Origin of the sequence: Janthinobacterium sp. SUN137, from assembly GCF_030587265.1 — a bacterium.
GTDB lineage: Bacteria > Pseudomonadota > Gammaproteobacteria > Burkholderiales > Burkholderiaceae_D > Janthinobacterium > Janthinobacterium kumbetense.
The window spans coordinates 39,137-65,666 of record NZ_JAPWHZ010000006.1; the positions used below are offsets into that span (position 1 = coordinate 39,137).

Sequence of the window (26,530 nt, forward strand, 5' to 3'; positions counted from 1 at the left end):
ACCTCATGCCAGTTTTTCCAATACGTGTGCGATCGCCTCATTGGCGTCGCGCTTGCCTGCTGCCAGTGCCGCCTGCGCCATCTGCTGGCAAGTGTCGCGGCTCAGCGACGCCAGCAGCGCGCTCAGCGACGCGGCACTCATTTCCGTCTGCGGCAGATGAATCGCCGCGCCTTGTTTCTCCATCCATTGCGCGTTGTCGCGCTGGTGGCTGGTGGTCGATGCCACCAGCGGCACGAGCACGCTGGCCACGCCGGCCGCCGTCAATTCCGACAGGGTGATGGCGCCAGCGCGGCAAATCACCAGGTCGGCCTCGGTATACGCCTTGGCCATGTCGTCGATGAAATCGACCACATTGGCTTGCACGCCCGCCTGCGCATACGCGGCATGCAGGGCGTCGATATTCTTCTTGCCCGACTGGTGCGTCACCAACGGACGTTCCCCCTCCGGCATCAGGGCCAGCGCGGCAGGCAGGCTGTCGTTCAGCGCTTTCGCGCCCAGGCTGCCGCCCACCACGAGGATGCGCAGCGGGCCGCTGCGCCCCGCGAAACGCGGCGCCGGCGGCGCCATGGCGAGGATCTCCGCGCGCACGGGATTGCCCGTCACGACAGCCTTGCCGGCGGCGCTGCCGAAATCGGCAGGGAAGCCGAAGCACACTTGCTGCGCCAGCGGCACCAAGGTCTTGTTCGACAACAGCAGCGCCGCGTCGGCATTGACCAGCACCAGCGGCACGCCTTTCAGGCGCGCCATCAGGCCGCCCGGTACAGTGACGTAGCCGCCCATGCCCATCACCACATCCGGCTTACGGCTGGCGATGAAACGGCGGATGGCAAAGAAGCTGGCCAGCATCTTGAAGCCGCCTTGAATGGTATGCGCCAGGCCCTTGCCACGCATGCCGGAAAATGCGATGGCATCCATGGGAATGCCGCTCTTCGGCACCAGCTCCTGCTCCATGCCGTGGGTCGTACCCAGCCAGCTCACTTCCCAGCCGCGCGCGCGCATCGTCTGCGCAATCGCCAGGCCCGGGAAAATATGACCGCCAGTGCCGGCCGCCATGATCATCAGTCTTTTCGTCGTTTTCAAGTTCGTCGCGTTGTTCATAGCCGGCCTCCCCGCATCAGGATCCGGTTTTCGTAATCGATGCGCAGCAAAATCGCCAGGCCGATACAGTTAATCAGTACGCCCGTGCCGCCATAACTCATCAAGGGCAAGGTCAGGCCCTTGGTCGGCAGCAGGCCCAGGTTCACGCCCATGTTGATGAAGGTCTGCACGCCGATCCAGATGGCGATGCCTTTCGCCGTCAGTCCCGCGAAGGTCTGGTCGATGGCGATCGCCTGGCGGCCGATGTCGAACGCCCGCTTGATAATCCAGTAAAACATGCCGATCACGACCAGCACGCCCACCAGGCCCAGCTCCTCGCCGATCACGGCCAGCAGGAAGTCCGTGTGCGCTTCGGGCAGGTAATGCAGTTTTTCCACGCTGCCGCCCAATCCCACGCCAAACAGTTCGCCGCGCCCGAAGGCGATCAGCGAGTGTGTCAACTGGTAAGCCTTGTTCAGGGCATTGTCTTCCTGCCACGGGTCGAGATACGCAAAAAACCGCTCACGGCGGAATTTCGACAGAGCGATGATGGTGACAAAGATCGCCGTCAGCATGGCGCCGATGCCGCCGAACCAGATGGCGTTGACACCACCCAGGAACAGGATACCCATGGCGATGCAGACGATCACACCGAAGGCGCCCAGATCGGGCTCCATCAGCAGCAGCAGGCCGACGAAGCTGACGGCCAGCGCCATCGGCATGAAGCCCTTGGTCAGCTTGTGCATGTATTCCTGCTTGCGCACCGTGTAATCGGCCGCATACAGCACCATCACCACCTTCATCAGCTCGGACGGCTGCGGCCGCAGGCCCGGCAGGTTCAGCCAGCGGCGGCCGCCGTTGACCGACACGCCTAGGCCAGGTATCAGCACCATCACCAGCAGCACCAGGGTGGCGATGAACAGCCACGGCGCCATCTTTTGCCAGGTGGCGACGGGGATGCGGAACACCATCGCGCCGACGATGATCGACACGCCGATGAACAGCGCCTGGCGCACGACAAAATAATTGTTCGTGTAGGCGGCAAACTTGCGTGCATCCGACAGCGAGATCGACGCCGAATACACCATCACCATGCCCAGCAACATGAGCAGCAGGACGACCCATACCAGCGGCTTGTCATAGTCCATCATCTTCGATTGCCGCGCGCGGCTATCCAGCGGCTTGGCAGCCGAGCCGGAACCAAAGCTGAAGGGCAGTTGGAAAGCCATCAGATATCCTGTCCGTTTTCCAGGGCGATGTCGCGCACGGCGTCGACAAACACCTGCGCGCGATGCGCATAGTTCTTGAACATGTCCAGGCTGGCGCACGCGGGCGACAGCAGCACGGCATCGCCAGCCAGCGCCAGGCTGCTGGCGCGCTTGACGGCTTCCGGCAAGGTGGCGCAGTCGACGATGTCCACGCCGGCCGGTTCGAGGGCCGCGCGCAAGGCCGGGGCATCGCGTCCGATCAGCACCACGGCGCGCACGTAGCGCGATACGGGTTCGGCCAGCGGCGAGAAATCCTGCCCCTTGCCATCGCCGCCGGCGATCAGCACCAGGCGCTGTTCCGCGCCGCCAAACGCCTTGCCCAGACCGAACAGGGCCGCCACGGTCGCGCCCACATTCGTGCCCTTGCTGTCGTCGTAGTATTCAACCTCGCCCACTGCCGTGATCAGCTCCACGCGATGCGGCTCGCCCTGGTATTCGCGCAAACCATGCAGCAGCGGCGCGAATGGCAGGCCGATGGCGCGACACAGGGCCAGCGCCGCCAGCGCATTCGAGGCATTGTGCTGGCCGCGGATTTTCAGCGCGTCGGCCGGCATCAGCTTTTTCGCCATCGTCGGCACCGGTTCCGGCGCCGGATCGTTCTTCCTGCGTTTTTTCTCGATCACCTCTTCGCTGGGCACAGCTTGCGCCAGCCAGAAGATGCCACGTTCATTGACCAGGCCAAAGCTGTCGACTTCCGCCGGTTCGCCCGTGCCGAAGGTGATGGTTTCGACCAACGGGTCGGCCATGTGCATCACGGCCGCATCGTCGCGGTTCAATATGCGCACGGTCTGGTCGCCGAAGATGCGCGCCTTGTCGGCGGCGTAGGCGGCCATGTCGCCATGCCAGTCCAGATGGTCCTGCGACAGATTCAAGACCGTAGCCGCATCGGCCTGCAGGCTGAACGTCGTGTGCAGCTGGAAGCTGGATAATTCCAGTATCCACGCTTGCGGCAAGGTGCTAGCGACGGGTTCAGCCACTTCAGCTTCCGCATCCACCGGCTGCGGCGCGGGCTCGGCATCGAGCACTTCGCGCAGCACGTCCAGCGCGGCCGGGCTGATATTGCCGGCCACGCGCGTGGCAAGGCCGGCGCGTTCGCACAGCAAGCCTACCAGGCTGGTGACGGTCGTCTTGCCATTCGTGCCCGTGATGGCGATGACTTTCGGCGCATAGCCGCGTTCCGCCTTCAAGGCGGCCAGCGCCTGCGCGAACAGTTCGATTTCTCCCCACACGGGGATGTTTTTCTCAGTAGCGGCCGGCGCAATCTGCGCCAGTTCGCGGCCCGGCGCGAGGCCTGGGCTGACGGTGACAAAGTCCACGCCGTCAAGCAAGTCGGCCGTGAAGGCGCCGGCGATGAACTGCGCCTGCGGTACGGCGGCCCGCAACGCGGCCAGGCGCTCCGGGGCCTCCCTTGTATCGGCCACGCGTACGGTCGCACCGCTGCGGACCAGCCACAGGGCCATGGCCAGGCCTGACTCCCCAAGACCCAGTACCAGTGCGGTTTTAGCGTCGTACATCATCAGCGCAGCTTCAAGGTGGTCAGGCCGAGCAGCACCAGCATCATGGTGATGATCCAGAAACGCACGACAACCTGCGTCTCCTTCCAGCCTTTTTGTTCAAAATGGTGATGCAATGGCGCCATCAGGAAGACGCGACGGCCAACGCCAAAGCGCTTCTTGGTGTACTTGAACCAGACGACCTGGATGATCACGGACAGCGTTTCAACCACGAAGATGCCGCCCATGATGAACAGGACGATTTCCTGGCGCACGATGACGGCGATGGTACCCAGTGCGCCGCCCAGTGCCAGCGCACCCACGTCGCCCATGAATACTTTCGCGGGGTGGGTGTTATACCAAAGGAAGGCCAGACCGGAACCGGCCAGCGCGCCGCAGAAGATCACCAGTTCGCCGGCGCCCGGAATGTGCGGGATGAACAGGTAGCGCGCATACGTGGCATTACCGGTCAGGTAGGCGAACAGGCCCAGGGCCGTGCCCACCATCACGGTCGGCATGATGGCCAGGCCGTCAAGGCCATCGGTGAAATTGACGGCGTTGCTGGTGCCGACGATGACGCAATAGGTCAGCGCGATAAAACCCCATACGCCCAGCGGATAGCTGATGGTCTTGAAGAAGGGGACGATCAGGTCGGCCTTCGGCGGCAAGTCCATGGCGAAGCCCGATTGCACCCAGGCGTAGATCAGATTCCATACCTGGCCAGCATTGGGCTCGGAGATGGAGACGGAAAACGCCAGGTAAAACGCGGCGGCGATGCCGATCAGCGACTGCCAGAAGTATTTCTCGCGCGAGCGCATGCCTTCCGGGTCCTGGTGCACCACCTTGCGGTAGTCATCGGCCCAGCCGACGGCGCCAAAGCCCAAGGTGACGATCAGCACGGGCCAGATGAAACGGTTCGACAGGTCGGCCCACAGCAAGGTGGAAATGCCGATGGCGATAAGGATCAGCACACCGCCCATGGTGGGGGTGCCGTGTTTTTTCAGATGCGTTTGCGGGCCATCCGTACGCACGGCCTGGCCAACCTTCATGCGCGTGAGCATGCGGATCACGGCAGGACCGGCGCACAGGCCGATCAAAATCGCCGTCAGGGTGGCGAAGACGGCGCGGAACGTGATGAAGTTAAAGACCCGCAATGGGCCAATGTCGTCCTGGAAATAATGAGCGAGCCAGAGCAGCATGATTAGTGAGCTTCCTTGTTATTGTTGTTTGAACCAATCAAATGCTGCACGGCCCGTTCCATCTTCATGAAACGGGAGCCCTTGATTAATACTGTTGCATCCGAACGGCCGGACAAATGCGCATCGAGCGCCGCCAGCAAACCGTCGAACTGTTCGAAATACTCCACGACCGTGCCTGATTCCTGGCTCGCGGCTGCCTGCGCCGGATTGACCAGATGGCGCGCCAGACCACCCGTCGCCAGCACGTGTTCGATGCCTTTGGCGGCGGCGTAGGCGCCGATCTCTTCGTGGAACTGCTGCCCCTGCGTGCCGACTTCGCCCATCTCGCCCAGCACCAGGATGCGCGGTGCCGCTGCCTGCGCCAACACATCGATGGCCGCGCGCGCCGAATCCGGATTGGCGTTATACGTGTCGTCGATGATGGTGGCGCCATTGGCGGCGCGTTTTTTCTGCAGCCGGCCGTTCACGGGAGAAAACGCCTCCAGGCCCTGCTTGATATGTTCTGGCGCGATGCCGGCGCCGATAGCGCATGCCACCGCTGCCAGCGCATTGCGTACATTGTGTTCGCCTGCCGCCTGCAAGCCCACGAAGAACTGGCGCAAGCCGCCGTCCTGTGCGCGCACGCTGACGAACAAGTCGCTGCCAAAATCCTCGGCCGCGCGGTGCGTGCAGCTGACATCCGCCTCTTTCGACAAGCCGAAGGTGATGACGGCGCGCGCGCCGGCCAATTCGCGCCACACGGGCGTAAACTCGTCGCCATGCGGGAAGACGGCCACGCCGTCATGCGCCAGGGCTGCCAGCACGGCGCCATTCTCGCGCGCCACCGCTTCCACCGTGTGCATGAATTCCTGATGCTCGCGCTGCGCATTGTTGACTATCGCCAGGGTTGGCGCGGCAATCGCCGCCAGGCGGGCAATCTCGCCCGGGTGGTTCATGCCCATCTCGATGACGGCAGCCTTGTGTGCTTCATTCAGACGGAACAGGGTCAGGGGCACGCCGATCTCGTTATTCAGGTTGCCGCGCGTGGCCAGGCGCGCCTCTTCACCAAAGGCTGCCGCCAGGATGAATGAAATCATCTCCTTGACTGTGGTCTTGCCATTGCTGCCGGTGACGCCGATGACGGGTAAATTGAAACGGCAGCGCCAGTGGTTGGCGATGCGACCCAGCGCGGCCAGGGTATCGGCGACCACGATGGCTGGCACCTTGTCGCTGTCCCAGCCCGCCGGCAGGCGCTCGACCACCACGGCGGCGACGCCGCGCGCGGCCACCTGGTCGAGGAAATCGTGGGCATCGAAACTCTCGCCGCGCAGGGCGACGAACAGCGAACCGGCTTGGGCGCTGCGGCTATCGGTGGACACGCCGTCAAAAACGGCGTCGCCCGTCTGCTGTGCGCCGTCCAGAGACGGCATCAATTCAGCCAAACTTGAATGCATCAGGCGGTCCATCAGTTCGTCCTCATCATCGTCAGGCGCGCGGACAGGGCCAGCTGCGCATGGTCGGCATCGGAGAACGGCAGTTTCTTGCCCTTGATTTCCTGGTACGGCTCATGGCCCTTGCCCGCCAACAGGATCACGTCCGGCTTGGCCGCGTGCTTAATGGCCGACAAAATGGCCCCGGCGCGGTCTTCGATGGCTTGCGGCTGCGGACCGTCGGCACGCATGCCAGCGACGATCTGCGCGATGATGGCGTGCGGGTCTTCGCTGCGCGGATTGTCGCTGGTAACCAGCACGTGATCGGCCAGCTGCGCGATGGCCCCCATCTGCGGACGCTTGCCCGGATCACGGTCGCCGCCGCAGCCGAACACGCACCACAGCTGGCCGCCCCGCTCCTGCGCCACCTGGCGCAAGGCGGACAGAGTTTTTTCCAGCGCGTCCGGCGTGTGCGCGTAATCGATGACGACCATCGGCGCTTCCTGGCCGCCCACCTGCTGCATGCGGCCTGGAGCCGGCTGCAGGGATTCGATGCCGTCGATGGCGGCGCGCAAGCCGGTACCATGCGCCAGCAAGGCGCCCAGCACGGCCAGCGCGTTGCTGATATTGAAGTGGCCCACCAGCTGCGTCTTGATCAGCGCAACGCCCAGCGCGCATTCCAGATGGAAGTCGGTGCCGGCATTACGGCTGCGGAACTGGCTGGCGCGCAGCATCAGCACACCCGGCAAATCGGGCAAGGCGGCCGCATCCTGCAGGGTATAGCCGATGACAGGATACTCGCCTGCCAGCTTGCCGTCCACATGGCGGACCAGGCGCAAGCCCATGGGGTCGTCCAGGTTGATGACGGCCGTTTTCAGGCCGGGCCAGTCGAACAGCTTGACCTTGGCCGCCTCGTATGCCGCCATGTCGCCATGGTAGTCGAGGTGGTCGCGCGTCAAATTGGTAAACATGGCGACATCGAAATGCATGCCGGCCGCGCGTTCCTGGTCCAGGCCGATCGACGACACTTCGATGGCGACGGCCTTGGCGCCGGCGTCGCGCATGGCGGCGAGTTTGCGCGCCAGCAGCACGGCGTCCGGCGTGGTGTAGCCGGTCACGTCGAATTCGATGGCGCCGCGCGGCTTGCACAGGCCTACGCCCAAGGTGCCGATGACGGACGACGTTTCGCCCAGGCGCGCCAGGGCTTGCGCCAGCCACAGCGCGCACGAGGTCTTGCCATTCGTGCCCGTCACGCCGGCGCTGAACATGGCGCTGTCGGGCATGTCGTAAACAGCATGCGCCACGGGGCCGGCCACGCGTTTCAGGTCGCTGACCAGCAGGTGCGGCACGCTCCATGCGGCGTTCCATTCAACGGCGTCGTGCACGATGGCGGCGGCGCCCTGCTCGATGGCCGCTTCGATGAAATGCGTGGCGCCCGCGTAGGCGAAGAACACGTCGCCGCGCTGCACGCGGCGCGAATCGGACGTCAGCTGCCCGGACGGGGCAGCCGTTTTGATCCACAAACTGATGTCTTGTATGGTCATGAGTGACTTCACATGGCCTCCGGGCCGGCATTGGCCGGGACCACGATTTCGGTAACGGAGGAATCGGGCGGTACGTTCATCGCGCGCAGCGCGTTGGTCGCAATCGCCGCGAAAGCGGGAGCGGCAACCTGGCCACCATAGTGGGCAGGGCCGGTCGGTTCATCGATCATCACGGCAATGATGAAGCGCGGCGCCGACATCGGCACCATGCCCACGAACGAGCCGATATATTTGCGCGGCATCGCATAGCGGCCATTTTCCACTTTATAGGCGGTACCCGTCTTGCCGCCCACGCGGTAGCCGGCAACCTGGGCGCGCTTGGCCGAGCCGTGCGCGCCGGAGACCACCAGTTCGAGCATGGCGCGCATTTCGGCGGCCGTCTTCGGCTTGATCACTTGCTGGCCCACGGGCAGTTCATTGACCTTCTGGAACGACAGGGGAATCGTGTCGCCGTCGCGCGCGAACATCATGTACGAGCGCGCCAGCTGGATCAGCGAGACGGAAATGCCGTTACCGTAGCTCATGGTCGCCTGTTCCACAGGGCGCCACGATTTATAGGGGCGCACGCGGCCGGCCACGGCGCCGGGGAAGCCCCATTTCGGCTGCTGGCCGAAGCCCACCTTGGTAAACATTTCCCACATTTCCTGCGACGGCATGCCCAGCGCGATCTTCGAGGTGCCGATATTCGACGACATTTCGATGATTTCGGAGACATTGATCACGCCGTGCGGCTTGGTGTCGGTGATCGTGCGGTCGGCAATGGTGTAGCGGCCCGGGCCCGTGTCGATCAGGGTGCCCGGCTTGACGCGGCCCGTGTCGAGCGCCAGCGAGACCGTAATCGGTTTCAGGGTCGAACCAGGTTCAAAAGTATCGGTCATGACGCGGTTGCGCAGCTGCTGGCCCGTGAGCTTGCGGCGGTCGTTCGGGTCGTAGCTGGGGTAATTGGCCAGGGCCAGCACTTCGCCCGTGTGCACGTCGAGCACCACGGCGCCGCCGGCCTTGGCATTGAATTTCTCCACCGCTTCCTTCAATTGCGTAAAGGCGATGTACTGGATCTTGCTGTCGACGGACAGGGTCAGGTCCTTGCCGTCGTGCGGTTCGTGGATGAAGCCGATGTCTTCGACGATGTGGCCCAGGCGGTCCTTGATCACGCGGCGGCTGCCGGTGGTGCCGACGAGGGTCTTCTGCTGCGCCAGCTCCATGCTTTCCTGGCCCACGTCTTCCACGTTGGTAAAGCCCACCACGTGGGTCATCACTTCGCCCTGTGGATAAAAACGCTTGTATTCCTTGCGCTCGTCGATGCCGTCGATGCCCAGCTTGGAAATCTTGTCGGCCACGTCCATCTCGACCTGGCGTTTCAGGTAAACGAAGCTGCGGTCCGAGTCGAGCTTCTTGCGCAATTCATTGACGTTCATTTCCAGCAGACCGGCCAGCGCATTGATTTTCTCGGGCGACGCCTGCAGCACGTCGTCGGGAATGGCCCAGATGGCTTTCACGGGCACGGATGAAGCGAGCACCTGGCCATTGCGGTCGGTGATCTTGCCGCGCGTGGCCGGCAACTCCAGGGTGCGCTCATAACGCGCCTTGCCCTGCTTTTGCAGGAACTGGGTCGAGACGCCCTGCAGCCACAGCGCGCGTGCGCCCAGGCCGGCGAAAGCGAAGAACAGCAGGAACAGCACGACGCGCGAACGCCAGACGGGCAGGCGCACCGCCAGTACGGGGTTCTTCGAGAATGGCACGCCTTTCGATGCTGCCACCCGGCCGTTGCTGTTACCGCCCAACTTCATTATTCGCCCTCCGTCAGGTATTGCGTACGCGCCGCCGTCAGCGGCGTCATGCTCAGGTCGCGCCGTGCAATCGCCTCGATGCGTTCATGCTTGCCCAAGGTCGACTGGTCCAGCTGCAGCTGCGCCCAGTCGATGTCGAGCTGGCGCGACAGCGCTTGCGCGCGCTCCAGGTCGATCAACAGGTGGCGCGACTGGTATTGCGCGTTCACCAGCGACAGGCCGCAGCACACCAGCAGGGCCGACAGCACGACACACAGCTTGCCAGTCATCGGGTGCCGCCGTTTGCAGGGGCGGCCAGCGGCAGGCGCTGCGCCACGCGCATCACGGCCGAACGCGAACGGGGGTTGCCCTCGATCTCCGCGTCGGATGGCTTCATCTTCGCAATCAGCTTCATTTCCGGCTGCGGCAAGTCCACCGCGCGGATCGGCAGGCGGCGGTCAGGCTGCTCCACGTTCGCCTTCGAGGCGAAGAAGCGCTTGACCATGCGGTCTTCCAGCGAATGGAAACTGATCACGGCCATGCGCGCGCCGGGCGCCAGGCAGGCGTACGCCTGGTTCAGACCGATCTCGAGATCCTCGAGCTCTTTGTTAATGAAAATGCGTATGGCCTGAAAGGTGCGGGTAGCGGGGTCCTTACCCTTCTCGCGGGTCTTGACGGCGCCTGCCACGATGCCGGCAAGCTGTCGTGTGCTTGAAATTGGCTGGACTGCCCGGCCAGCAACAATCGCCTTTGCAATCTGAAAAGCAAACCGTTCTTCCCCATAATCGCGTATCACTTTCTCTAAATTCTGCTCGGTTTCCACCGCCAGCCATTCGGCCGCGGAGATGCCGCGCGTAGTATCCATGCGCATGTCCAGCGGTCCGTCGTTGCGGAAGCTGAAACCGCGCGCCGCGTCGTCGACCTGCGGCGACGAGATGCCCAGGTCGAGCAGGATGCCGTCCACCTGCTGCACGCCGCGTTCGGCCAGGCTGGCCGTCATGGTGGCAAAGCTGTCGTGGACGATTTCAAAGCGGGGGTCGCCGATCTGTTCGGCCGTGGCGATCGCCTGCAAGTCCTTGTCGAAGCCGATCAGGCGCGCGTCGGAGGCCAGGCGCGACAAAATCAGGCGGCTATGGCCGCCGCGGCCAAACGTGCCGTCGACGTAAATGCCGTGCGCGCGGTCGCCCGACAGGTCGAGCGCATCGACCGCTTCATCGAGCAGCACCGTGCGATGCTGAAATTCCGGCACCGTGAGTTGTGTCATTACGGAGCCTTAGAAAGAAAAATTGGAAAGTACATCGGGGGTGCCGGCATCGATCGCCTGCTGTTCTTTGTCGGCCAACTTGGCGGCATCCCATATTTCAAAGTGGCTGCCCATGCCGATCATCATGACTTCGCGCGCCAGCCCGACGGCGTTGCGCAATTCAGGAGAGATCAGCACGCGGCCGGCCGAGTCCAGCTCGACGTCGACGGCGTTGCCGAGGAAGATGCGCTGCCAGGCGCGCGCCGACATGGGCCAGGCGGCGATTTGCTGGCGGTGGCTTTCCCACACGGGACGGGGGAAAAACAGCAGGCAGCCATCGGGGTGTTTGGTCAGGGTCAAGCGGCCTTCGCATTGAATCGCCAGCGCGTCACGGTGCTTGGCAGGGATAGACATCCTGCCTTTGGCATCGAGATTGATTGCGGACGCGCCTTGAAACACGGAAGACCTTTTTTGAGCTTGGGTTGCGACGCTTGCGCATCATGATGAAAAGGGAAAATTTCCCACAAAAACACACTTTTTCACACAGTTGCCCACTTTAGAGGAAGCAAAGATAGTGGTCAAGCGGTTTCCGATTGGCAAAACAGGAATTTTATTAATGAAATTAAGGACTTAGCGCATATCGTTGAAGGAGTCTCAAATAAAAATATATCGATAAATTAGATACTTATGAAAGATAGTGAATGTGCTACCTCATCTGCACACATGTGTTTTCCTACCGTAAACATCGAAAAAAACGAAATCGGAAAATTGAATTTTTTACAGTTAGTTGACACATGACAATAATTTCGTCATCCAGACACAACAGCAATCAGCCGCAACGTAAGACTTGGTTTAAAGCAAAAAATAATCGTCCATGGCGCGTATCGGCCCTGTTTTCAGGGGTTGGCCTGACGCAGGAAAACTATTTTTGCAATGCAGCAATTAATTGTAGATAAGAAACTTTAACCAATTATTCACTTTTAGTTGTATATACAACTTTATCTTAAGTGCTATACTTTTAGAAACAAAAAAAGCCCCGTTGCGGGGGCTTTTGCGTGGCGCGCAGCAGGAAAAGCCGCCGCTGCCGAGGTGCTCCCTGGCAGGCCAGGGAGCAGGAATTCAAGTGAAGCAGGCCGGTAGGCCGGATTTTGTTACGGCGCCTTCCCTTGCAGGTCGACGCTATGACAGTCATTCCTCTAGGCGCCAGATTACTCGGGCGCTCAAGCTTTCTACCCGCACGCTCCGCGAGCAGCATCATCGCGTGCCTATTTGAAATTGCACCAGGTGGAGGTTACCGCGTTTCACCGTAACTTAATACGCTCGTCTCTGTGGCCCTATTCCTCGCCTTATACCTTGCGGCTTTCGACGGACGGCCGTTAACCGTCACCCCGCTCTATGGAGTCCGGACCTTCCTCCCGCCAGCGCATTGCTGCGCCGGCCAGCGACTGTCTGGCCTGCTTCACCCGCCATTGTACCGCGCCGCAGCATGTTTCTGCAAAAAGGCAGATACAGGCGCGGCGCGGCCCGCCGGGCGCCCTCGTCGTCGCCCCGGGGGATTGTGTAATTCGGTGTCGCCATTTCAAAAGCCGGGCCAAATCGGCTCACATAGAATGAGGCAAGCTGCTTGCATGCAAGCGCATGCGCACCGCTTGCCCCACTTCTTTGCCACCCACTAGAATATAAAGAGCCGAACATGACGCAACAATCCCGTACCGGCGGCCAGATCCTGGTCGATGCCCTGCAGATCCACGGTGTCGACACCGCCTTTGGCGTGCCTGGCGAAAGCTACCTCGACGTGCTCGACGCCCTGCACGATTCGGGCATCCGCTTCATCATCAACCGCCAGGAAGGCGGCGCCGCCTTCATGGCCGAAGCCTACGGCAAGCTGACGGGCAAGCCGGGCATCTGTTTCGTCACGCGGGGACCGGGCGCCACCAACGCCTCGATCGGCGTGCACACGGCCTACCAGGATTCCACCCCGATGATCCTGTTCATCGGCCAGGTGGGCAACGATTTCGTCGACCGCGAAGCGTTCCAGGAAATCGACTACCGCCGCATGTACGGCCAGATGGCCAAGTGGGTGGCGCAGATCGACCGCGCCGAGCGCATCCCCGAATACCTGGCGCGCGCCTTCCAGGTGGCCACCAGCGGGCGTCCCGGCCCCGTCGTGCTGGCCTTGCCGGAAGACATGCTCATTTCGCTGGCCACGGTGGCCGACACGCGCGCCTACCAGCCGGTGCAGGCGGCGCCATCGGACGCCCAGCTGCAGCAGCTGCGCAGCATGCTGGCCACCGCGAAACAGCCGCTGGTCTTGCTGGGCGGCACCACCTGGACGCCGCAAGCGTGCGCCGACCTGCAACAGTTCGCGGAAAGCAATCACCTGCCCGTCGCCTGCGCCTTCCGCTTCCAGGACTTGCTCGACAATGCCCACCCGAACTACATCGGCGACGTCGGCATCGGCATCAACCCGAAACTGGCCGCGCGCGTGAAAAATGCCGACCTGGTCATCGCCATCGGCCCCCGCCTGGGCGAAATGACGACGGGCGGCTACACCCTGTTCGACTCGCCCGTGCCGCGCCAGCGCCTAGTGCACATCCATACGGATGCCGAGGAACTGGGCAGCGTTTACCAGGCCGAACTGATGATCAACAGCGGCATGCCGCAAGTGTGCGCCATGCTGGCCGCCATGGCGCCCGTCGATGCTGCCGCATGGAAACATACGCCGGCCGAAGCGAAAGCCGAGCTGGCCGCCTACCAAGAGCGCCCGCCCATCTTCCAGGATGGCCAGGCGCCGCTGGACCTGTGGCAAGTGACACAAGAGATCATGGCGCAGGCGCCTCTCGATACCATCCTGACGAACGGCGCCGGCAATTACGCCTCGTGGGCGCACCGTTTTTACCGCTACGGCGGCATGCGCACGCAGCTGGCGCCGACCAACGGCGCCATGGGCTACGGCGTGCCGTCGGGCGTGGCGGCGAAGATCGTGCACCCCGAACGCACCGTGATCACCTTCGCCGGCGACGGCGAATACATGATGAATGGCCAAGAATTGGCCACCGCCGTGCAATACCAGGCGGGCGTGGTCATCATCGTCTTCAATAACCAGATGTTCGGCACCATCCGCATGCACCAGGAACGCGATTACCCGGGCCGGGTGTCGGGCACGACCCTGCACAACCCGGATTTTGCGGCGCTGGCGCAAGCGTATGGCGCGCATGGCGAAGTGGTGGCTACGACAGAAGAGTTCGCCCCTGCCCTGCAGCGGGCGCTGGCACACGCCAAGGCCAACAACTTGCCGGCCTTGATCGAGCTGCGCTACGACGGCAACCTGATCACGCCAAATGCGACGCTCGCCACCATCCGCGCCACGGCGGAAAAGGCGCAAGCGGCCAAATAAGCCCCTTGCAGCGCTGAAAATAACAAAGGCCCGGTCGATACCGGGCCTTTTTCTTTTTGACAGCGGCAATCGCTCAGGCTGCGGACGCTGGCGCGCTTTCCTCGGCAGGCACTGCCTCGGCGGGCGCCTGCGGCATCGGCGGACATGGCGTGCAATGCTTCAGGGGACGGCCGAAATCGCGCACGCGGTTCAGTTTCATGGGCATGCGCACGTTGCCGCCGCAATAATCGCCTTCCAGGGTCAGGGTCTGCCCGTCCTTGGAAAACTTGCCGACGATGGTGCGCTCTTCGCTGTCGGCGCCGGCGATGGTGAAGTCGAAGGCGCCCGTGGCGGCGTCCAGGTTGACGTCGTTGGCGACGATGGGCCAGCTCAGGGCGCCTGCCGTGAATTCATAGATGACGGAATCGGCCTCGGCGAAGCGGTGCAGGGTCACGCGCTGGCCGCCGATTTCGCCGCTATCCTTTTGCAGGCACAGGTCGGAATAGACGGCCACGCCATAGCGCTCCAGTCCGGCCGGCTTCTTGCCCTTGACGGCAGCGACAGCGGCGCCTGTGGCGCCAGCGAACAGCAGCGCGGCCAGCAAGGCGGCCAGGCGCGGCGATGTGTGTGGATACATGGCATTCCTTTACTTGAGTAACGGCGCCATTATAACTGGCGCCGCACATGTAAAAACGCGCCGCCAGGACTAGCCTGGAGACGCGTTTCCTTGCTTATCAGCATCCCCGAAGGAATGCTGGCAGCGGTACTAAGCTTCGCTTGCGCGAATATTAGAACGAGTGACGAACACCAACGTTGAAGGCTTTGTCGCCCGTACCAACATTGCTGTTGTTACCAACGGTGTAGCCTGCGCCGTTTTTGTTCTTGATCTTGGCGTACGAAGCGTAGGTGCTCGTGCGCTTCGACAGAGCGTAGGAGTAACCCACTGCCCATTGATCAGCATCAGCGTTCGTAGCAGCTTTGTCGTTCGTGCGGATGAACGAAGCCATTACGGTGCCAGCTGGGCCAACAGGTACGGTTGCGCCAACCAGGATGTTGTTGCTGTCGTTGCTGTAAGCAGCGGTGTTGTAGTTGAACGAGTTGGCGGTCGAGAACGTGCCGTCTGCGTTTTCCTTGGCGTTGTTCGCTACAGCGCTGTTGTCGCCTTTGTTCACGCCATATGCGACGTAAGCTTTAGCAACTGCGAAATCGTAGTTAGCTGCAGCCAACCAGTTACGTGCGCTACCTTTGTTGCTGGTAGCGGATTCGTTGCTGGTGGTGTTGTAGGCCAGACGCGCGTTCAGAGGACCGTTCGAGTAGCCAGCCGACGCACCGATTTGACGGCCGTATTTGTTCGACTCAGCTTTTTCGCCGAAGGTGTAAGCCACGTCAGCGTCAAAGCCGTTGAAGTTTGGCGAGGTGTACAGCACGGTGTTGCTGGTACGGGTCAGTGCTTTCGATGGGAACAGGTTCTTGGCGGAACCAGCGTAGCCCACTGCGAATGGATCAGCAACTTTCGACAGGGTGTTGTACCAAGGGGTGTATTGACGACCCAGGGTCAGGGTACCGGTCGTTTTGCTGCTCAGACCAACGTACGATTGACGGCCGAACAGGGCTTCGTTTTTACCTTGCGCGCCGGTGTCAACGCCGAAACCAGCTTCCAGAACGAACAGAGCCGACAGGCCGCTGCCCAGATCTTCGGTGCCTTTGAAGCCCAGACGGGAAGCCGAAGCAACGCCGCTGTCCAGTTTGTTAACGTTGCCGTTAACACCGCCGCGCTCGCTGACGAAACCAGCGTCAACGGTACCGTAGATAACAACGCTCGATTGAGCTTGGGCTACGCCAGTGGCTGCTGCCAGAACTGCCAGGGTGATCAGAGTTTTTTTCATTGCGATTTCCTTTAATTTTGAAGCAAAAAGTAATACAGCCTATGCATCTCGAGCTGCGCTCTAACAGAGCGCTTTTTATGAGTGAGGGCAAGGTCTCCACCTGCCACATTGCTGTTCCGGTCAGGGGAACAATTCACATCGGTATCGGCACGCTATTGCACCGATAAGCTTGAAGGCTGCAGAGCGACCGTATTTTCATGCGCCGGTTCGGTGCTCAAAGGGCACCGGAAGCGGCACTATAACGACCGTTTCACATTCCATCAAGTTCCAACATGTTACTTCCGGTACCAGGCCGAGGGCTTTTTCAGGCATCCCGACCATCGCCAACCGTACTACGCGACAGAGCCAGTGCCCCTTGCCAACCAATGCATTGGCCTGATTGACCATTCCATCATAGCGCATGCCTTGTCGACACCCGTTGTATTAGTGCAACAGTATCAGGCGTGTGATTAAAACGTCAACATGCTTTACCCATCATTTGCCCTGCATGATTTACGCGACAAAGCGCACAATTTGTCAGGCGATAATGGATAAACGGGACGAAGCATACACGGCATCGCCAATGTTTGCTGCCGGATGCCCGAAAACGGGAAATAAGACGCCCTATTTTGGTGCGTTGCCGCATTATTCAGGGGCGTAGACGCGATTTTCGACGTCGGCGCGCGCGTCAGGAAAATAGGCAGAGTATCAACATAATTACTGACTTTCCGGTAATTTAAATTGCTCACATAGAAATGTTTTCCATGTTTTCCGGCACGCGCGCCGGGTGCCCGCTTGGAACGGATGAGGACGACTCTTGCTTGCAAATTCCGCATCAGTTGAAACAATTTCTTACAATGTTGCCTTCTCAATATTTTGACATATTTGTGTCCAAAAAACGACACATTGACCGAAATCAAGTTTTTACCAGCCCAATTCCACACAATTTACTTTTTCTTTTTCGCATTTTTTGCTTAAAAGCATCAGAAAATACGCTCAGCGCCGGCTTGCGCGCCGGAGCATGCGCATGAAAGGGCCCAGCACAGGCAGCTTTTCATACAATTCTTCCGCCGCATCCCAATAATCGCGGTGCAATACCACCCGTCCCAGCCCGTCGAAACGCACATGTGTTGCCCCACGGATACATTGTTCGCCAGATACCAGGCGTTTCATGCGAAAGCGAAATTCCCACGTCAGGAACGCTTGCTCCCCCTGCCCCAGGCTTTCCAGCACGACAAACCGCGGGGCATCGACTTGCACGAACATGTGCTCGAAGATGGCCAGGATGGCGGCATGGCCCTCCACCTCGTTGAACGGGTCCTTGAAACGGGCGTCTGGCGCGTACACGGCACCCAGCTGGGCCAGGCTCTCCAGGCTCAGGTGCTCGTAAAACGCCACCAGGCGCGCCAGCGCACCTTCCATGGTTGCGCTCATAGGCCCGTCACCTTGCGGATCAGCCAAAAATAGGCGCGGTACGGCAACAGCCGCGCCAGGCGCATGGCATTGGTAAAGCGTTTCGGAAAGTGGATGTGGAATTGCCCCCGCTCGATGCCGTCGAGCATGGCGGCGGCCGCGTCCTGCGCCGTCATCAGGGCCGGCATGGTGAAATCATTGTTCGCCGTCAAAGGCGTGGCGACAAAACCAGGGTTGATTTGATACACATCAATCCCACGCGGATGCAAGTCCAGGTACAGCGATTCCGTCAGGTTGATCAGCGCCGCCTTGCTGGCGCCATACGCGAGCGCCTTGGGCAAGCCGCCATAGCCGGCCACCGAGCCGACGATCCCGATGCCGCCGCTGCCCTGGCGCAACAGCCACGGCAAGGCCGGCTCCAGGCAATTGAAGACGCCGCCCACGTTCAGGGCCAGCAAGCCCTGGGCCGCCTCAAGGTCGAAGCTATCGGCGCGCATGGCCTGATAGCCGCCAGCGACCACCAATATCAGGTCGATATGCGCCCACTGCTGCTGCAATTGCACGCAGACGGCCCGCACTTGCGCGTGCTGCGTGATATCGAGCGGCAAGGCCTGCGCCAGCGGCTGTCCCTCGCACAACTGTTCCAGGCTGGCGCGGTGGCGGGCCGACAGGGCCACGCACGCGCCCTGCTCCAGCAGCAAGGTGGCGCACGCGGCGCCGATGCCGCTGGACGCGCCGATGATCCACACGCGCTTGCCGGCCCAATTGCTGATCTTGCGATTCATGGGGTCGCCCCTGGACGCTTGCTGAACGATAAGGTGACGGCGCCCAGGCTGAAGCCGAACTTGCTCATGGCGGCACGGTTGAGCATGACCTTGTCATCCATCAAGAACATCCAGTCCTCGAAATCGACGTGGTAGACCGTGCCATCGACGGGCAGCGCCAGCACGTATTGCCAGCGCAGCGCATTGCCCGCCACTTCGCCGATGGCTTCCCCGATCACGTCGGGCGCCGTGCCGATGAAGCGCCCGGGCGCCGTCTTGCGCAAGGTCCACACGCGCCGTTGCCGGCTGCCGTCCGCATACGTGAAATCCTCGTCCAGGGTCCCCGTCTCGCCCACCCAGCTGGCCCGCATCACCACGGTGAAACGTTTCACCACCTTGCCGGAACGGTCCTGGAAGATGCCGTGGGCATCGAGCGTGCCGTTGAAATACTGTTGCAGATCCAGTACGGGCAATTCCTGCGCGTACGTGGCCGGCGTGGGCGGCGTGGAACAGGCGGCCAGCGCCAGCAGCAAGGCGGCCAGCGGCAGGCAACGTTTGCAATAAGTCATGAAGCGCATGCGCGGTTCTCCCGATAGTCACTATATATATGTTGTAGCGGCGCGCGCCACAGCATGAGCGCCGCCAGCAGTTTCAAAACACAGGGCAGCACGGCGTAGGCGGCAGACAGGGCCGGCAAGCCGCCGCTGCCGCTGCCCGGCACATAGCCGAGCCAGGCCAGCAGGGGCAAGGCGATGCCGGCCGCCAGCGCCAGGCTCATCTGCACGCCCCAGTTCCACCAGCCGAAATACGCCGCTTCGTGCCGCCCGGCATGGCCGGCCGCGCCGATCAACCCTGCCAGCAGGGCCGGCGGCAAGGCCAGGTCGGCGCCCAGCGCCAGGCCCGACAGCAGGCAGATGGCGGCAAAACCCCAGGCGACGCCCTCGCCCAGGCCATACGCCCAGACAAACACGCTGGCGGCCAGCAGCATGGCGCCGCCCCAGGCGCGCGCTTCGCCAAAGCGGCGCGCCAGGGCCACCCACACGGGCATCGAGGCGGCCGCCGCGCAAAAGTAGACGATCAGGAACGGTCCCGCGTATTGGCCCAGGCGCAAGTAGTCGGTGGCAAAGAACAGGAACAGGGTGGCGGGAATGGCGGCAGCCACGCCATTGACGAGCAGGACGGCAAACAGCCAGCGAAACGCGCGCTGGCGAAATGGCAGGCGCCAGGCGCCAGCGGGCAGCGCCGCCGTGCCTTGGCGCAAGACCGGACGCGGCGCGCGTGCCAGCAGCAACGCACCCGCCGCCAGCAGGCAGCCGGCAAAGGCCAGCGACAGGCCGTCATAGCCGAGCATGGACGTCAGCCCCGCCGCCAGGATCACGCCGAGCAAGCCGCAACCCTCGCGCACGGCCGTCACCCGCGCCCGCTGCGCGCGCGCCTGGCTCAAGGCCGCGCCCCAGCTCTGATGCGCGATGCCGGCCAGGCCATAGGCGGCGTACACGAGCAGCAAGGCAGCCAGGAACCAGGCCAGGGTGGCCGCTTGCGGCATGGCCGGCGGATGGAACAGGGCGCCAAAGCCCAGCAACAGCAGCGGCAGCGATGCGCCGACCAGCACGGCATAGCTGCGCCCGCCGCGCGCCATCCAGGCGCCGAGGGCCGGGTCGATGAAGGCGGCGGCAATGCGCGCCGCCAGCAGCACTGCGCCGATTTGCGCCAGATCAAGGCTGCTGCGCTGCGCATAAAACGGCGCCACATATATATAGATGGGCAGCGCCAGCATGGCCAGCGGCAAGCCGAACAGGCCATAACTGAACAAGGCCGGCAAGCTCAAGGCGCTGGCCCCGGCATTCATGGCAGCGGCGCCGCACTCTGCAGCAAGGCTGCGCGCAGCTTCGGCGCCGTGCTCGACGGCGACAGCCAGATGGCGAAGAAGGCGCGCGCGAAGTCGCCGTCGTTCACGTCGGCCAGCACCTTGCCATCGAGATAAAAGCGCACGCCGGGCGCGATGCCGGCCCGGTAGGCGCCCGCGATGCGCTGGTCTTCCTTGACATCAGGAAAGATGCGCTGCATGGTGGCCAGCCACGCCAGGCGCTGCTCCGGCGTGCCGGCGCCGATTTTCTGCATCTGTTCATAGCTGGCTTCGGCGATCTTCTTGCCGTCGAGCGAGCGCGCGTAGCGCAATTCCAGCACGAAGGGCGCCGTTGCCGACTCCGCGCCCTGGTAACCGTTCGCGCCCACCCAAAGTTGCGCCCGATAAATACGCATGCCGAACCACGTGTATTCCCCCTCGCCCGCCAGGCGGGCTTCGGGCACATCGGCCGCGATAAAGGCCGGCGGCGCGGCCGCGGCGCCAAACATGGTCAACGACAGCAAAGCGGCGACAAGCAGGCGGCGCATCATCACTCCTTGATCAGGGTAAATTGCATCACATCCGTGTTGTGCGCCTGGAAGGCAGCCTCGCAATACGCGAGGTAAAACTCCCAGGTGAGCAGGAAACGGCCGTCGAAACCCTGCTTTTCCAGCGCCGTGCGCTGGGCCAGGAAGCTGGCGCGCCACTGGCGCAAGGTTTCCGCGTAATCGAGGCCAAAGCTGAAGGCGTCTTCCACGCGCAAGCCCTGCGCCTCGGCGGCGCGGCGGAATTCGGCCGGCGAGGGCAGCATGCCGCCCGGGAAAATGTACTGTTGAATAAAATCCGTGCTCTTGCTGTAGCGCTCGAACAATTCGTCGGCAATGACGATGGTCTGGATGCAGGCGCGTCCGCCCGGCTTCAGGTTGCGCGCCACGCATGCGAAATAGCCGGGCCAGTAGCTTTGTCCCACGGCTTCGAACATCTCGATCGAGGCGATGGCGTCGTACTGGCCCGCGCTGTCGCGGTAATCGCACAGCTGCAAGTCGGCCTGCCCTGCCAGGCCCGCGTCCTGCAGGCGCTGGCGCGCATAGGCGAGCTGTTCTGTCGACAAGGTCAGGCCCGTCACGTGCGCGCCGCAGTCGCGCGCCGCGGCTTCCGCAAAGCCGCCCCAGCCGCAGCCGATCTCCAGCACGCGTGCGCCCGGCTGCAGTTGCAACTGGTCCGCGATGCGCGCGTATTTCGCCCCTTGCGCCTGCTCCAGGCTGGCGCCTTCGGTGAACAGGGCGCTCGAGTACGTCATCGACGGGTCCAGCCACAGCTGATAGAAGGCGTTGCCGATGTCGTAATGGGCATGGATATTCTTCTTGCTGCCCGCGCGCGAATTGCGGTTGAGCAAGTGCCGGACCTTGTAGACCAGGTTGCCCCACCAGTTGCCATAGATCAATGACTCGATGTGCGCGCGGTTGCGTATCATCAACTCGATCAAGCCCGGCAAATTGTCCGTGCGCCAGTCGCCGGCGATAAACGTTTCCGCAAAGCCGATGTCACCCGAGCGCAGGACGGCCGCACACAGGCGCCAGTTGTGCAAGTCCAGGGTGACGGGATGGCTGCCATCGCCGTACAGCAAGATGCTGCCGTCCGGCGTGCGCAGGCGCAGCGCGCCGTATTGCAATTTTTCCAGCAGGCGCACGATCATGCGCCCGGCAGCGGGCATGTCCACGTGCGCATGCCCATGCAAGGGAGTGGAACTGCTGCGCGCATGCAGGCCGGTCGGCAGGGAATCGGAGCTCATCGGGACACCTTTTCTTGTGGAGGGTGGGGTTTGCTGAAAAACGGCACGCGGCGCAGCCACAGGCGCAAGGCTTGCCAATGGATGCGCGCCATCACGCCGAACGTCATCAGGGGATAGCGCAGCAAGGCCCAGGCGATGGCGCCATCGCGCAACGGCTGCGCCGTGCCGGACAAGCTCGTTTGCAGCAGCGGGCCGTCGAGGTCGTCGTAATCGACCCGGGCCAGGTGGCGCTCGCCATCCTGGTCGTTGTTGCGCAGGAAACGGAAGCGGTACAGGCCTTCCACCTTGCAAAACGGCGACACGTGAAAGATTTTCTTGGCGACCAGTTCGCTGCCATACGCGATGGCGCCGCCCTGCTCGAGCAAGTACAGGTGGCGCTCGCCAAAGGTATTGCGCACGTCGCAGAGCACGGCCCGCAGCGCGCCGTCAAGCCCGTGACAAAACCAGAAACTGACGGGATTGAAGACATAGCCGAACATGCGCGGCATGGTTTGCAGCCAGATTTCGCCGCCCGCGTCGACCACGCCATGCTGGCGCAGCAAGCCGTCGATCCAGTCCAGCAGCGGTGTCGTGCCATCGCCATGGTCGCTGTCGCAGAAGGACAGCACATTGGCGCCGTTGCGCGAAATCAAACGGGCAGGAAAATCCTGCGCGCCCAGGCTGCGCAAGGGCAGGCGCAGGTAAAACATGCCGTAAGCAAAAGCATGCGCGCGCGGACGCAGCCGCGCATGGCGCACCTGTCCCAGGCACAGCTGGGGCTGCGGCCGGAGCGGCTGCGTGGGATCACGCGGCATGGCCGAGCTCCGCCAACGCCAGACCGTTGAGCGCTTGCGCCACGCCCAGGCCCGACTTCAAGCCGTCTTCATGGAAGCCATAGCCCGTCCAGGCGCCCGCGAACCACGTGTGCTGCGCGCCCTGGAAGCCGGCCAGGCGCGTCTGGGCGGCAATGGCCGCGCCATCGAACACGGGATGGGCATACGAAAACTCGTCGATGATGCTTGCCGGATCGGGCTCGTCGAGCGGATTGAGCGAGACGATGACGGGCGTGGTGAACGGCAGCGGCTGCAGCTGGTTCAGCAAATAATGCACGCACACTTGCGGCGCTTCGCCCTCCCCCGCTGCCGGCCGTCCCTGGTAATTCCAGGCGGACCAGGCACGGCGGCGTTGCGGCAGGCAGGAGGCATCCGTATGCAGCACAGCCCGGTTCGGCTGGTAGCGCACGGCTTCGAGCACGGAGCGCTCGTCGTCGCGGATATCTCCCAGCAGGGCCAGCGACTGGTCGCTGTGGCAAGCGAGCACGACGTGATCGACATGCTCGACGCCGGCGGCCGTATGCAGCTCGACCATGCGCGCGCCGCCGTGCCCCTGGCGGCGCACGGCCAGCACGGGGCACGCCAGACGCTGCTGCGGTATGCCCGCCAGCAATTTTTCCACGTACACGCGCGAGCCGCCCCGCACCGTGCGCCATTGCGGCCGGTCGCTCACTTGCAGCAAGCCATGGTTGTGGCAGAAACGGATGAACGTGGCCAAGGGAAAGGCCAGCATCTGGCGCGCCGGACACGACCAGATACAGGCGGCCATCGGCAACAGATACCAGTGACGGAATTCGTCGCCGTAGCCGTGCAGGTCGAGGAATTCTCCCAGCGACAGGGCCGGCGCCGGCAAGGCGGCCGTGGCCAGGGCGCTGGCCTGGCGGTTGAAGCGCAGAATGTCGCGCAACATGCGCAGGAAGGCGGGGCGCAGCAGATTGCTGCGCTGGGCAAACACGGTGTCCAGATTGGCGCCCGCCCATTCCAGCACGCGGGCATCGGGCGCAGCGCCCAGCGGCATCTTCACGGAAAACGACATGTCGCTGTCGGCCGCCTCGACGCCGAGTTCGTCAAACAGTTGCACCAGATGCGGGTAGGTGGCGTGGTTAAACACGAGAAAACCCGTGTCGACGCCATGCGTGACGCCATCGAGCGTGACATCCACCGTATGGCTGTGGCCGCCAAAGTAATCGCCCGCCTCGTACAAGGTGACGTCCTGGCCCGATTGCGCCAGGCGATAGGCACACGACAATCCTGCGATTCCTGCTCCGACGACGGCAATTTTCATGAGTGCACCCGTGTTATGTTTGTCCTGGACAAAACAAGCTGCATCGATAGTCAGTCAAATATTGATCTATGTCAATGAGCACCTGTTGTCGTTCACAAACTTATACGCGAGCAATATCCAATCGGATTCAGCTATTTGGTACGGGGCGGCGGAAGGCGTAGAATGCCAGTAACGTTCTTTTCGGCATGCGAGCAACCCCACTGGTATGGATACTGACCTGCAACTATCTCCTGCCTTCAGCATCGGCGATGTCGAACGCGACACCGGGCTGGCCAAGGAAACCTTGCGCGTGTGGGAGCGCCGCTACGACTTTCCCCAGCCGCGGCGCGACGCCTTTGGCGAGCGCAGCTATCCGGCCGAGCAAGTGCAAAAGTTGCGCATGGTCAAACGCCTGCTGGACCTCGGATTTCGTCCGGGAAAAATCATGCAGCACAGCACCGCGCAACTGCAGCAGCTGGCCAGCGCCGGCAGCACGCCGCCGCCCGCGCCGGCGCCCCAGCTCGAACACTACCTGGCCCTGTGCCGCAGCCACCAGATGGCGGAACTGGGCGACGCCCTGCGCCAGGCGCTGGCCGTGCTGGGCTTGAAAGCGTTCACCATCGACGTCATCGCCCCCCTCACCGGCATGGTGGGCGAAGCGTGGGCTTGCGGCGAACTGGCGGTTTACGAAGAGCATCTGTATAGCGAAACCTTGCAGACGGTGATGCGGCACGCCATCTTTTCCCTTCCGCAAGCAAGCAGCCCGTCCATGCGCTCGCCGCGCATCGTCCTCAGCACCTTGCCGCAGGAGCGTCACGGCCTGGGGCTGCTGATGGCTGAAGCGCTGTGCGCGGCGGCCGGCGCCCATTGCATGTCGCTGGGCGTGGAAACGCCGCTGACGGACATCGTCGCGGCCGCCCGCGCGCAGCGGGCCGACATCGTCGCGCTATCGTTTTCCAGCGCCAGCAAGCAACGGCAGACGCGCGACAGCCTGCAGCAGCTGCATGCAAGCTTGCCGCCAAGCATGGAATTGTGGGCAGGGGGACGCAGTCCCGTGCTGACCAGGCAGCCGCCACCCTTCTTGCATGTGCTGGACTTGCGGCAAGTCGACGAAAGCATCGCCGACTGGCGCCGCCGCCACCAGGCGCTTGCCCTGCAAACCCACTGAACCGGCGGAAAAGCGCGGCAACTGCGGCGATCTCCGTGGATAGCGGCGCAATGTTGCCAATCGAACAGTAAAGCATGAAGGGCCGGGCGCGCTCTGGTAGAATAGCCCGTAACACAGTGTCCGGCGCCGCCGGGCCTTAGGTCAGCACCCGCCACCACACATCCATGTTTAGTTTCTTCAAGAAAAAACCCATCGCTCCCGAGGCTGCACCAGCCGAGCCCCTCGTCCTTCCCGCCGCCACGCCGCCTGCACCGCAGCCTGCCGCCACGCCCCTGAGCGGCGCGCCGGCCGAGCTCGTGCCCGTGATCGTCGCAGCCGAACCCGAGAAAAAATCGTGGATGACGCGCCTGAAGGCCGGCCTGTCGAAAACCTCGAACACCCTGTCCGTGCTGTTCGTCGGCGCGAAGATCGACGACGCCCTGTACGAAGAGCTGGAAGCGGCGCTGCTGATGTCGGACGCCGGCATCGACGCCACGGAATTCCTGCTGACGGAATTGAAGAAAAAGGTCAAGGAAGACAAGCTGCTCGACGCGGCCGCCGTCAAGGCCGCCCTGAAAGTGCTGCTGATCGACCTGCTCTCGCCGCTGGAAAAGCGCTTCGAGCTGGGCCGCCACAAGCCGCTGGTGATGATGATTTCCGGCGTGAATGGCGCCGGCAAGACGACCACCATCGGCAAGCTGGCCAAGCACATGCAGTCGAATAACCAGTCCGTGCTGCTGGCCGCGGGCGACACCTTCCGCGCCGCAGCACGCGAACAGTTGATGGTCTGGGGCGAACGCAACAACGTCACCGTGATTTCGCAGGAATCGGGCGATCCGGCCGCCGTGGCCTACGACTCCGTGCAATCGGCGAAGGCGCGCGGCATCGACGTGGTCATGGTCGACACGGCGGGACGTTTGCCGACGCAGTTGCACCTGATGGAAGAATTGAAGAAAATCAAGCGCGTGATCGGCAAGGGCATGGATGGCGCGCCGCATGAAACTCTGCTTGTGATCGACGGCAACACGGGCCAGAATGCCCTCACGCAAGTGAAGGCCTTCGACGATGCCCTGCAACTGAGCGGCCTGGTGATTACCAAGCTGGACGGTACCGCCAAGGGCGGCGTGCTGGCGGCGATTGCCCGCGTGCGTCCCGTGCCCGTGTATTTCATCGGCATCGGTGAGAAAATTGAAGACTTGCAGCCTTTCGTGGCTGCCGAATTTGTCGAAGCGCTGCTAGGATAAGCCTATAC

23 protein-coding genes and 1 other RNA gene are annotated in these 26,530 nt (G+C 62.7%); 3 read left to right on the plus strand and 21 right to left on the minus strand.

What is annotated here, in order from left to right; all coding sequences use genetic code 11:
* Positions 1 to 3: 3 nt before the first annotated feature.
* The 11 genes from murG to rnpB all read right to left on the minus strand — a co-directional run bounded on the left by murG (position 4) and on the right by rnpB (position 12,460).
* Positions 4 to 1,098, minus strand: a complete 1,095-nt coding sequence (gene murG / locus O3298_RS26765; protein WP_305060982.1) for an undecaprenyldiphospho-muramoylpentapeptide beta-N-acetylglucosaminyltransferase — start codon at positions 1,096 to 1,098, stop codon at positions 4 to 6.
* Complete coding sequence (gene ftsW, locus O3298_RS26770; RefSeq protein WP_305054621.1) at positions 1,095 to 2,306, minus strand: putative lipid II flippase FtsW; 1,212 nt, start codon at positions 2,304 to 2,306, stop codon at positions 1,095 to 1,097. The genes murG and ftsW overlap by 4 nt, the downstream gene beginning before the upstream one ends.
* Positions 2,306 to 3,862: a UDP-N-acetylmuramoyl-L-alanine--D-glutamate ligase gene (murD, locus tag O3298_RS26775; protein ID WP_305060983.1), complete on the minus strand. Its 1,557-nt coding sequence runs from the start codon at positions 3,860 to 3,862 to the stop codon at positions 2,306 to 2,308. Before murD ends, ftsW begins: the two co-directional genes overlap by 1 nt.
* Positions 3,862 to 5,037 carry a phospho-N-acetylmuramoyl-pentapeptide-transferase gene (mraY, locus tag O3298_RS26780; RefSeq protein ID WP_077399841.1) on the minus strand — a complete coding sequence of 392 codons (1,176 nt, stop codon included), beginning with the start codon at positions 5,035 to 5,037 and terminating at the stop codon, positions 3,862 to 3,864. Before mraY ends, murD begins: the two co-directional genes overlap by 1 nt.
* 2 nt (positions 5,038 to 5,039) lie before the next feature.
* Positions 5,040 to 6,470, minus strand: a complete 1,431-nt coding sequence (gene murF / locus O3298_RS26785; RefSeq protein ID WP_305060984.1) for a UDP-N-acetylmuramoyl-tripeptide--D-alanyl-D-alanine ligase — start codon at positions 6,468 to 6,470, stop codon at positions 5,040 to 5,042.
* Between the two features lie 11 nt (positions 6,471 to 6,481).
* On the minus strand, positions 6,482 to 7,990 hold the full coding sequence (locus O3298_RS26790) for a UDP-N-acetylmuramoyl-L-alanyl-D-glutamate--2,6-diaminopimelate ligase (RefSeq protein WP_305060985.1): 1,509 nt from the start codon (positions 7,988 to 7,990) through the stop codon (positions 6,482 to 6,484).
* Positions 7,991 to 7,998: 8 nt separating this feature from the next.
* On the minus strand, positions 7,999 to 9,777 hold the full coding sequence (locus O3298_RS26795) for a penicillin-binding protein 2 (protein ID WP_034748891.1): 1,779 nt from the start codon (positions 9,775 to 9,777) through the stop codon (positions 7,999 to 8,001).
* On the minus strand, positions 9,777 to 10,046 hold the full coding sequence (ftsL, locus tag O3298_RS26800; protein WP_010394930.1) for a cell division protein FtsL: 270 nt from the start codon (positions 10,044 to 10,046) through the stop codon (positions 9,777 to 9,779). Before ftsL ends, O3298_RS26795 begins: the two co-directional genes overlap by 1 nt.
* Positions 10,043 to 11,020, minus strand: a complete 978-nt coding sequence (rsmH, locus tag O3298_RS26805; protein ID WP_305057740.1) for a 16S rRNA (cytosine(1402)-N(4))-methyltransferase RsmH — start codon at positions 11,018 to 11,020, stop codon at positions 10,043 to 10,045. Before rsmH ends, ftsL begins: the two co-directional genes overlap by 4 nt.
* A gap of 9 nt (positions 11,021 to 11,029) precedes the next feature.
* Positions 11,030 to 11,458, minus strand: a complete 429-nt coding sequence (gene mraZ / locus O3298_RS26810; protein WP_034748899.1) for a division/cell wall cluster transcriptional repressor MraZ — start codon at positions 11,456 to 11,458, stop codon at positions 11,030 to 11,032.
* A 662-nt stretch (positions 11,459 to 12,120) separates the two neighbouring features.
* Positions 12,121 to 12,460, minus strand: an RNA gene (rnpB, locus tag O3298_RS26815) — RNase P RNA component class A.
* Between the two features lie 232 nt (positions 12,461 to 12,692).
* On the opposite strand from rnpB, the gene O3298_RS26820 reads away from it, so the two are divergent.
* Positions 12,693 to 14,396, plus strand: a complete 1,704-nt coding sequence (locus tag O3298_RS26820) for a thiamine pyrophosphate-binding protein (protein ID WP_305057741.1) — start codon at positions 12,693 to 12,695, stop codon at positions 14,394 to 14,396.
* A 73-nt stretch (positions 14,397 to 14,469) separates the two neighbouring features.
* On the opposite strand, the gene O3298_RS26825 is transcribed toward O3298_RS26820, so the two are convergent.
* The 10 genes from O3298_RS26825 to O3298_RS26870 all read right to left on the minus strand — a co-directional run bounded on the left by O3298_RS26825 (position 14,470) and on the right by O3298_RS26870 (position 24,152).
* A complete protein-coding gene (locus O3298_RS26825) occupies positions 14,470 to 15,012 on the minus strand; it encodes a hypothetical protein (protein WP_305060986.1) in 543 nt (180 codons plus the stop codon).
* Positions 15,013 to 15,163: 151 nt separating this feature from the next.
* Positions 15,164 to 16,261, minus strand: coding sequence for a porin (locus O3298_RS26830; protein WP_289913654.1), 1,098 nt, complete (start codon positions 16,259 to 16,261; stop codon positions 15,164 to 15,166).
* 975 nt (positions 16,262 to 17,236) lie between these two features.
* Entirely contained in the window at positions 17,237 to 17,674 is a 438-nt protein-coding gene (locus tag O3298_RS26835; protein WP_305060987.1) for a nuclear transport factor 2 family protein, read from the minus strand.
* Entirely contained in the window at positions 17,671 to 18,438 is a 768-nt protein-coding gene (locus tag O3298_RS26840; RefSeq protein ID WP_289913652.1) for an SDR family oxidoreductase, read from the minus strand. The genes O3298_RS26835 and O3298_RS26840 overlap by 4 nt, the downstream gene beginning before the upstream one ends.
* On the minus strand, positions 18,435 to 18,995 hold the full coding sequence (locus O3298_RS26845; protein WP_369811638.1) for a DUF3833 domain-containing protein: 561 nt from the start codon (positions 18,993 to 18,995) through the stop codon (positions 18,435 to 18,437). The genes O3298_RS26840 and O3298_RS26845 overlap by 4 nt, the downstream gene beginning before the upstream one ends.
* On the minus strand, positions 18,983 to 20,266 hold the full coding sequence (locus O3298_RS26850) for an MFS transporter (RefSeq protein ID WP_305060988.1): 1,284 nt from the start codon (positions 20,264 to 20,266) through the stop codon (positions 18,983 to 18,985). Before O3298_RS26850 ends, O3298_RS26845 begins: the two co-directional genes overlap by 13 nt.
* Complete coding sequence (locus O3298_RS26855; RefSeq protein ID WP_305060989.1) at positions 20,263 to 20,811, minus strand: chalcone isomerase family protein; 549 nt, start codon at positions 20,809 to 20,811, stop codon at positions 20,263 to 20,265. Before O3298_RS26855 ends, O3298_RS26850 begins: the two co-directional genes overlap by 4 nt.
* 2 nt (positions 20,812 to 20,813) lie before the next feature.
* On the minus strand, positions 20,814 to 22,055 hold the full coding sequence (locus O3298_RS26860; RefSeq protein ID WP_369811639.1) for a class I SAM-dependent methyltransferase: 1,242 nt from the start codon (positions 22,053 to 22,055) through the stop codon (positions 20,814 to 20,816).
* Positions 22,052 to 22,849 carry a DUF1365 domain-containing protein gene (locus tag O3298_RS26865; protein ID WP_305060990.1) on the minus strand — a complete coding sequence of 266 codons (798 nt, stop codon included), beginning with the start codon at positions 22,847 to 22,849 and terminating at the stop codon, positions 22,052 to 22,054. The genes O3298_RS26860 and O3298_RS26865 overlap by 4 nt, the downstream gene beginning before the upstream one ends.
* On the minus strand, positions 22,839 to 24,152 hold the full coding sequence (locus tag O3298_RS26870) for an NAD(P)/FAD-dependent oxidoreductase (RefSeq protein ID WP_305060991.1): 1,314 nt from the start codon (positions 24,150 to 24,152) through the stop codon (positions 22,839 to 22,841). The genes O3298_RS26865 and O3298_RS26870 overlap by 11 nt, the downstream gene beginning before the upstream one ends.
* A 205-nt stretch (positions 24,153 to 24,357) precedes the next feature.
* Here O3298_RS26870 and O3298_RS26875 point away from each other — a divergent pair, with 205 nt between their 5' ends.
* Together O3298_RS26875 and ftsY are read left to right on the plus strand one after the other, a co-directional pair.
* On the plus strand, positions 24,358 to 25,299 hold the full coding sequence (locus O3298_RS26875; RefSeq protein ID WP_289913646.1) for a MerR family transcriptional regulator: 942 nt from the start codon (positions 24,358 to 24,360) through the stop codon (positions 25,297 to 25,299).
* A 164-nt stretch (positions 25,300 to 25,463) separates the two neighbouring features.
* On the plus strand, positions 25,464 to 26,522 hold the full coding sequence (gene ftsY / locus O3298_RS26880; RefSeq protein WP_251351064.1) for a signal recognition particle-docking protein FtsY: 1,059 nt from the start codon (positions 25,464 to 25,466) through the stop codon (positions 26,520 to 26,522).
* The last annotated feature ends 8 nt before the right edge of the window (positions 26,523 to 26,530 follow it).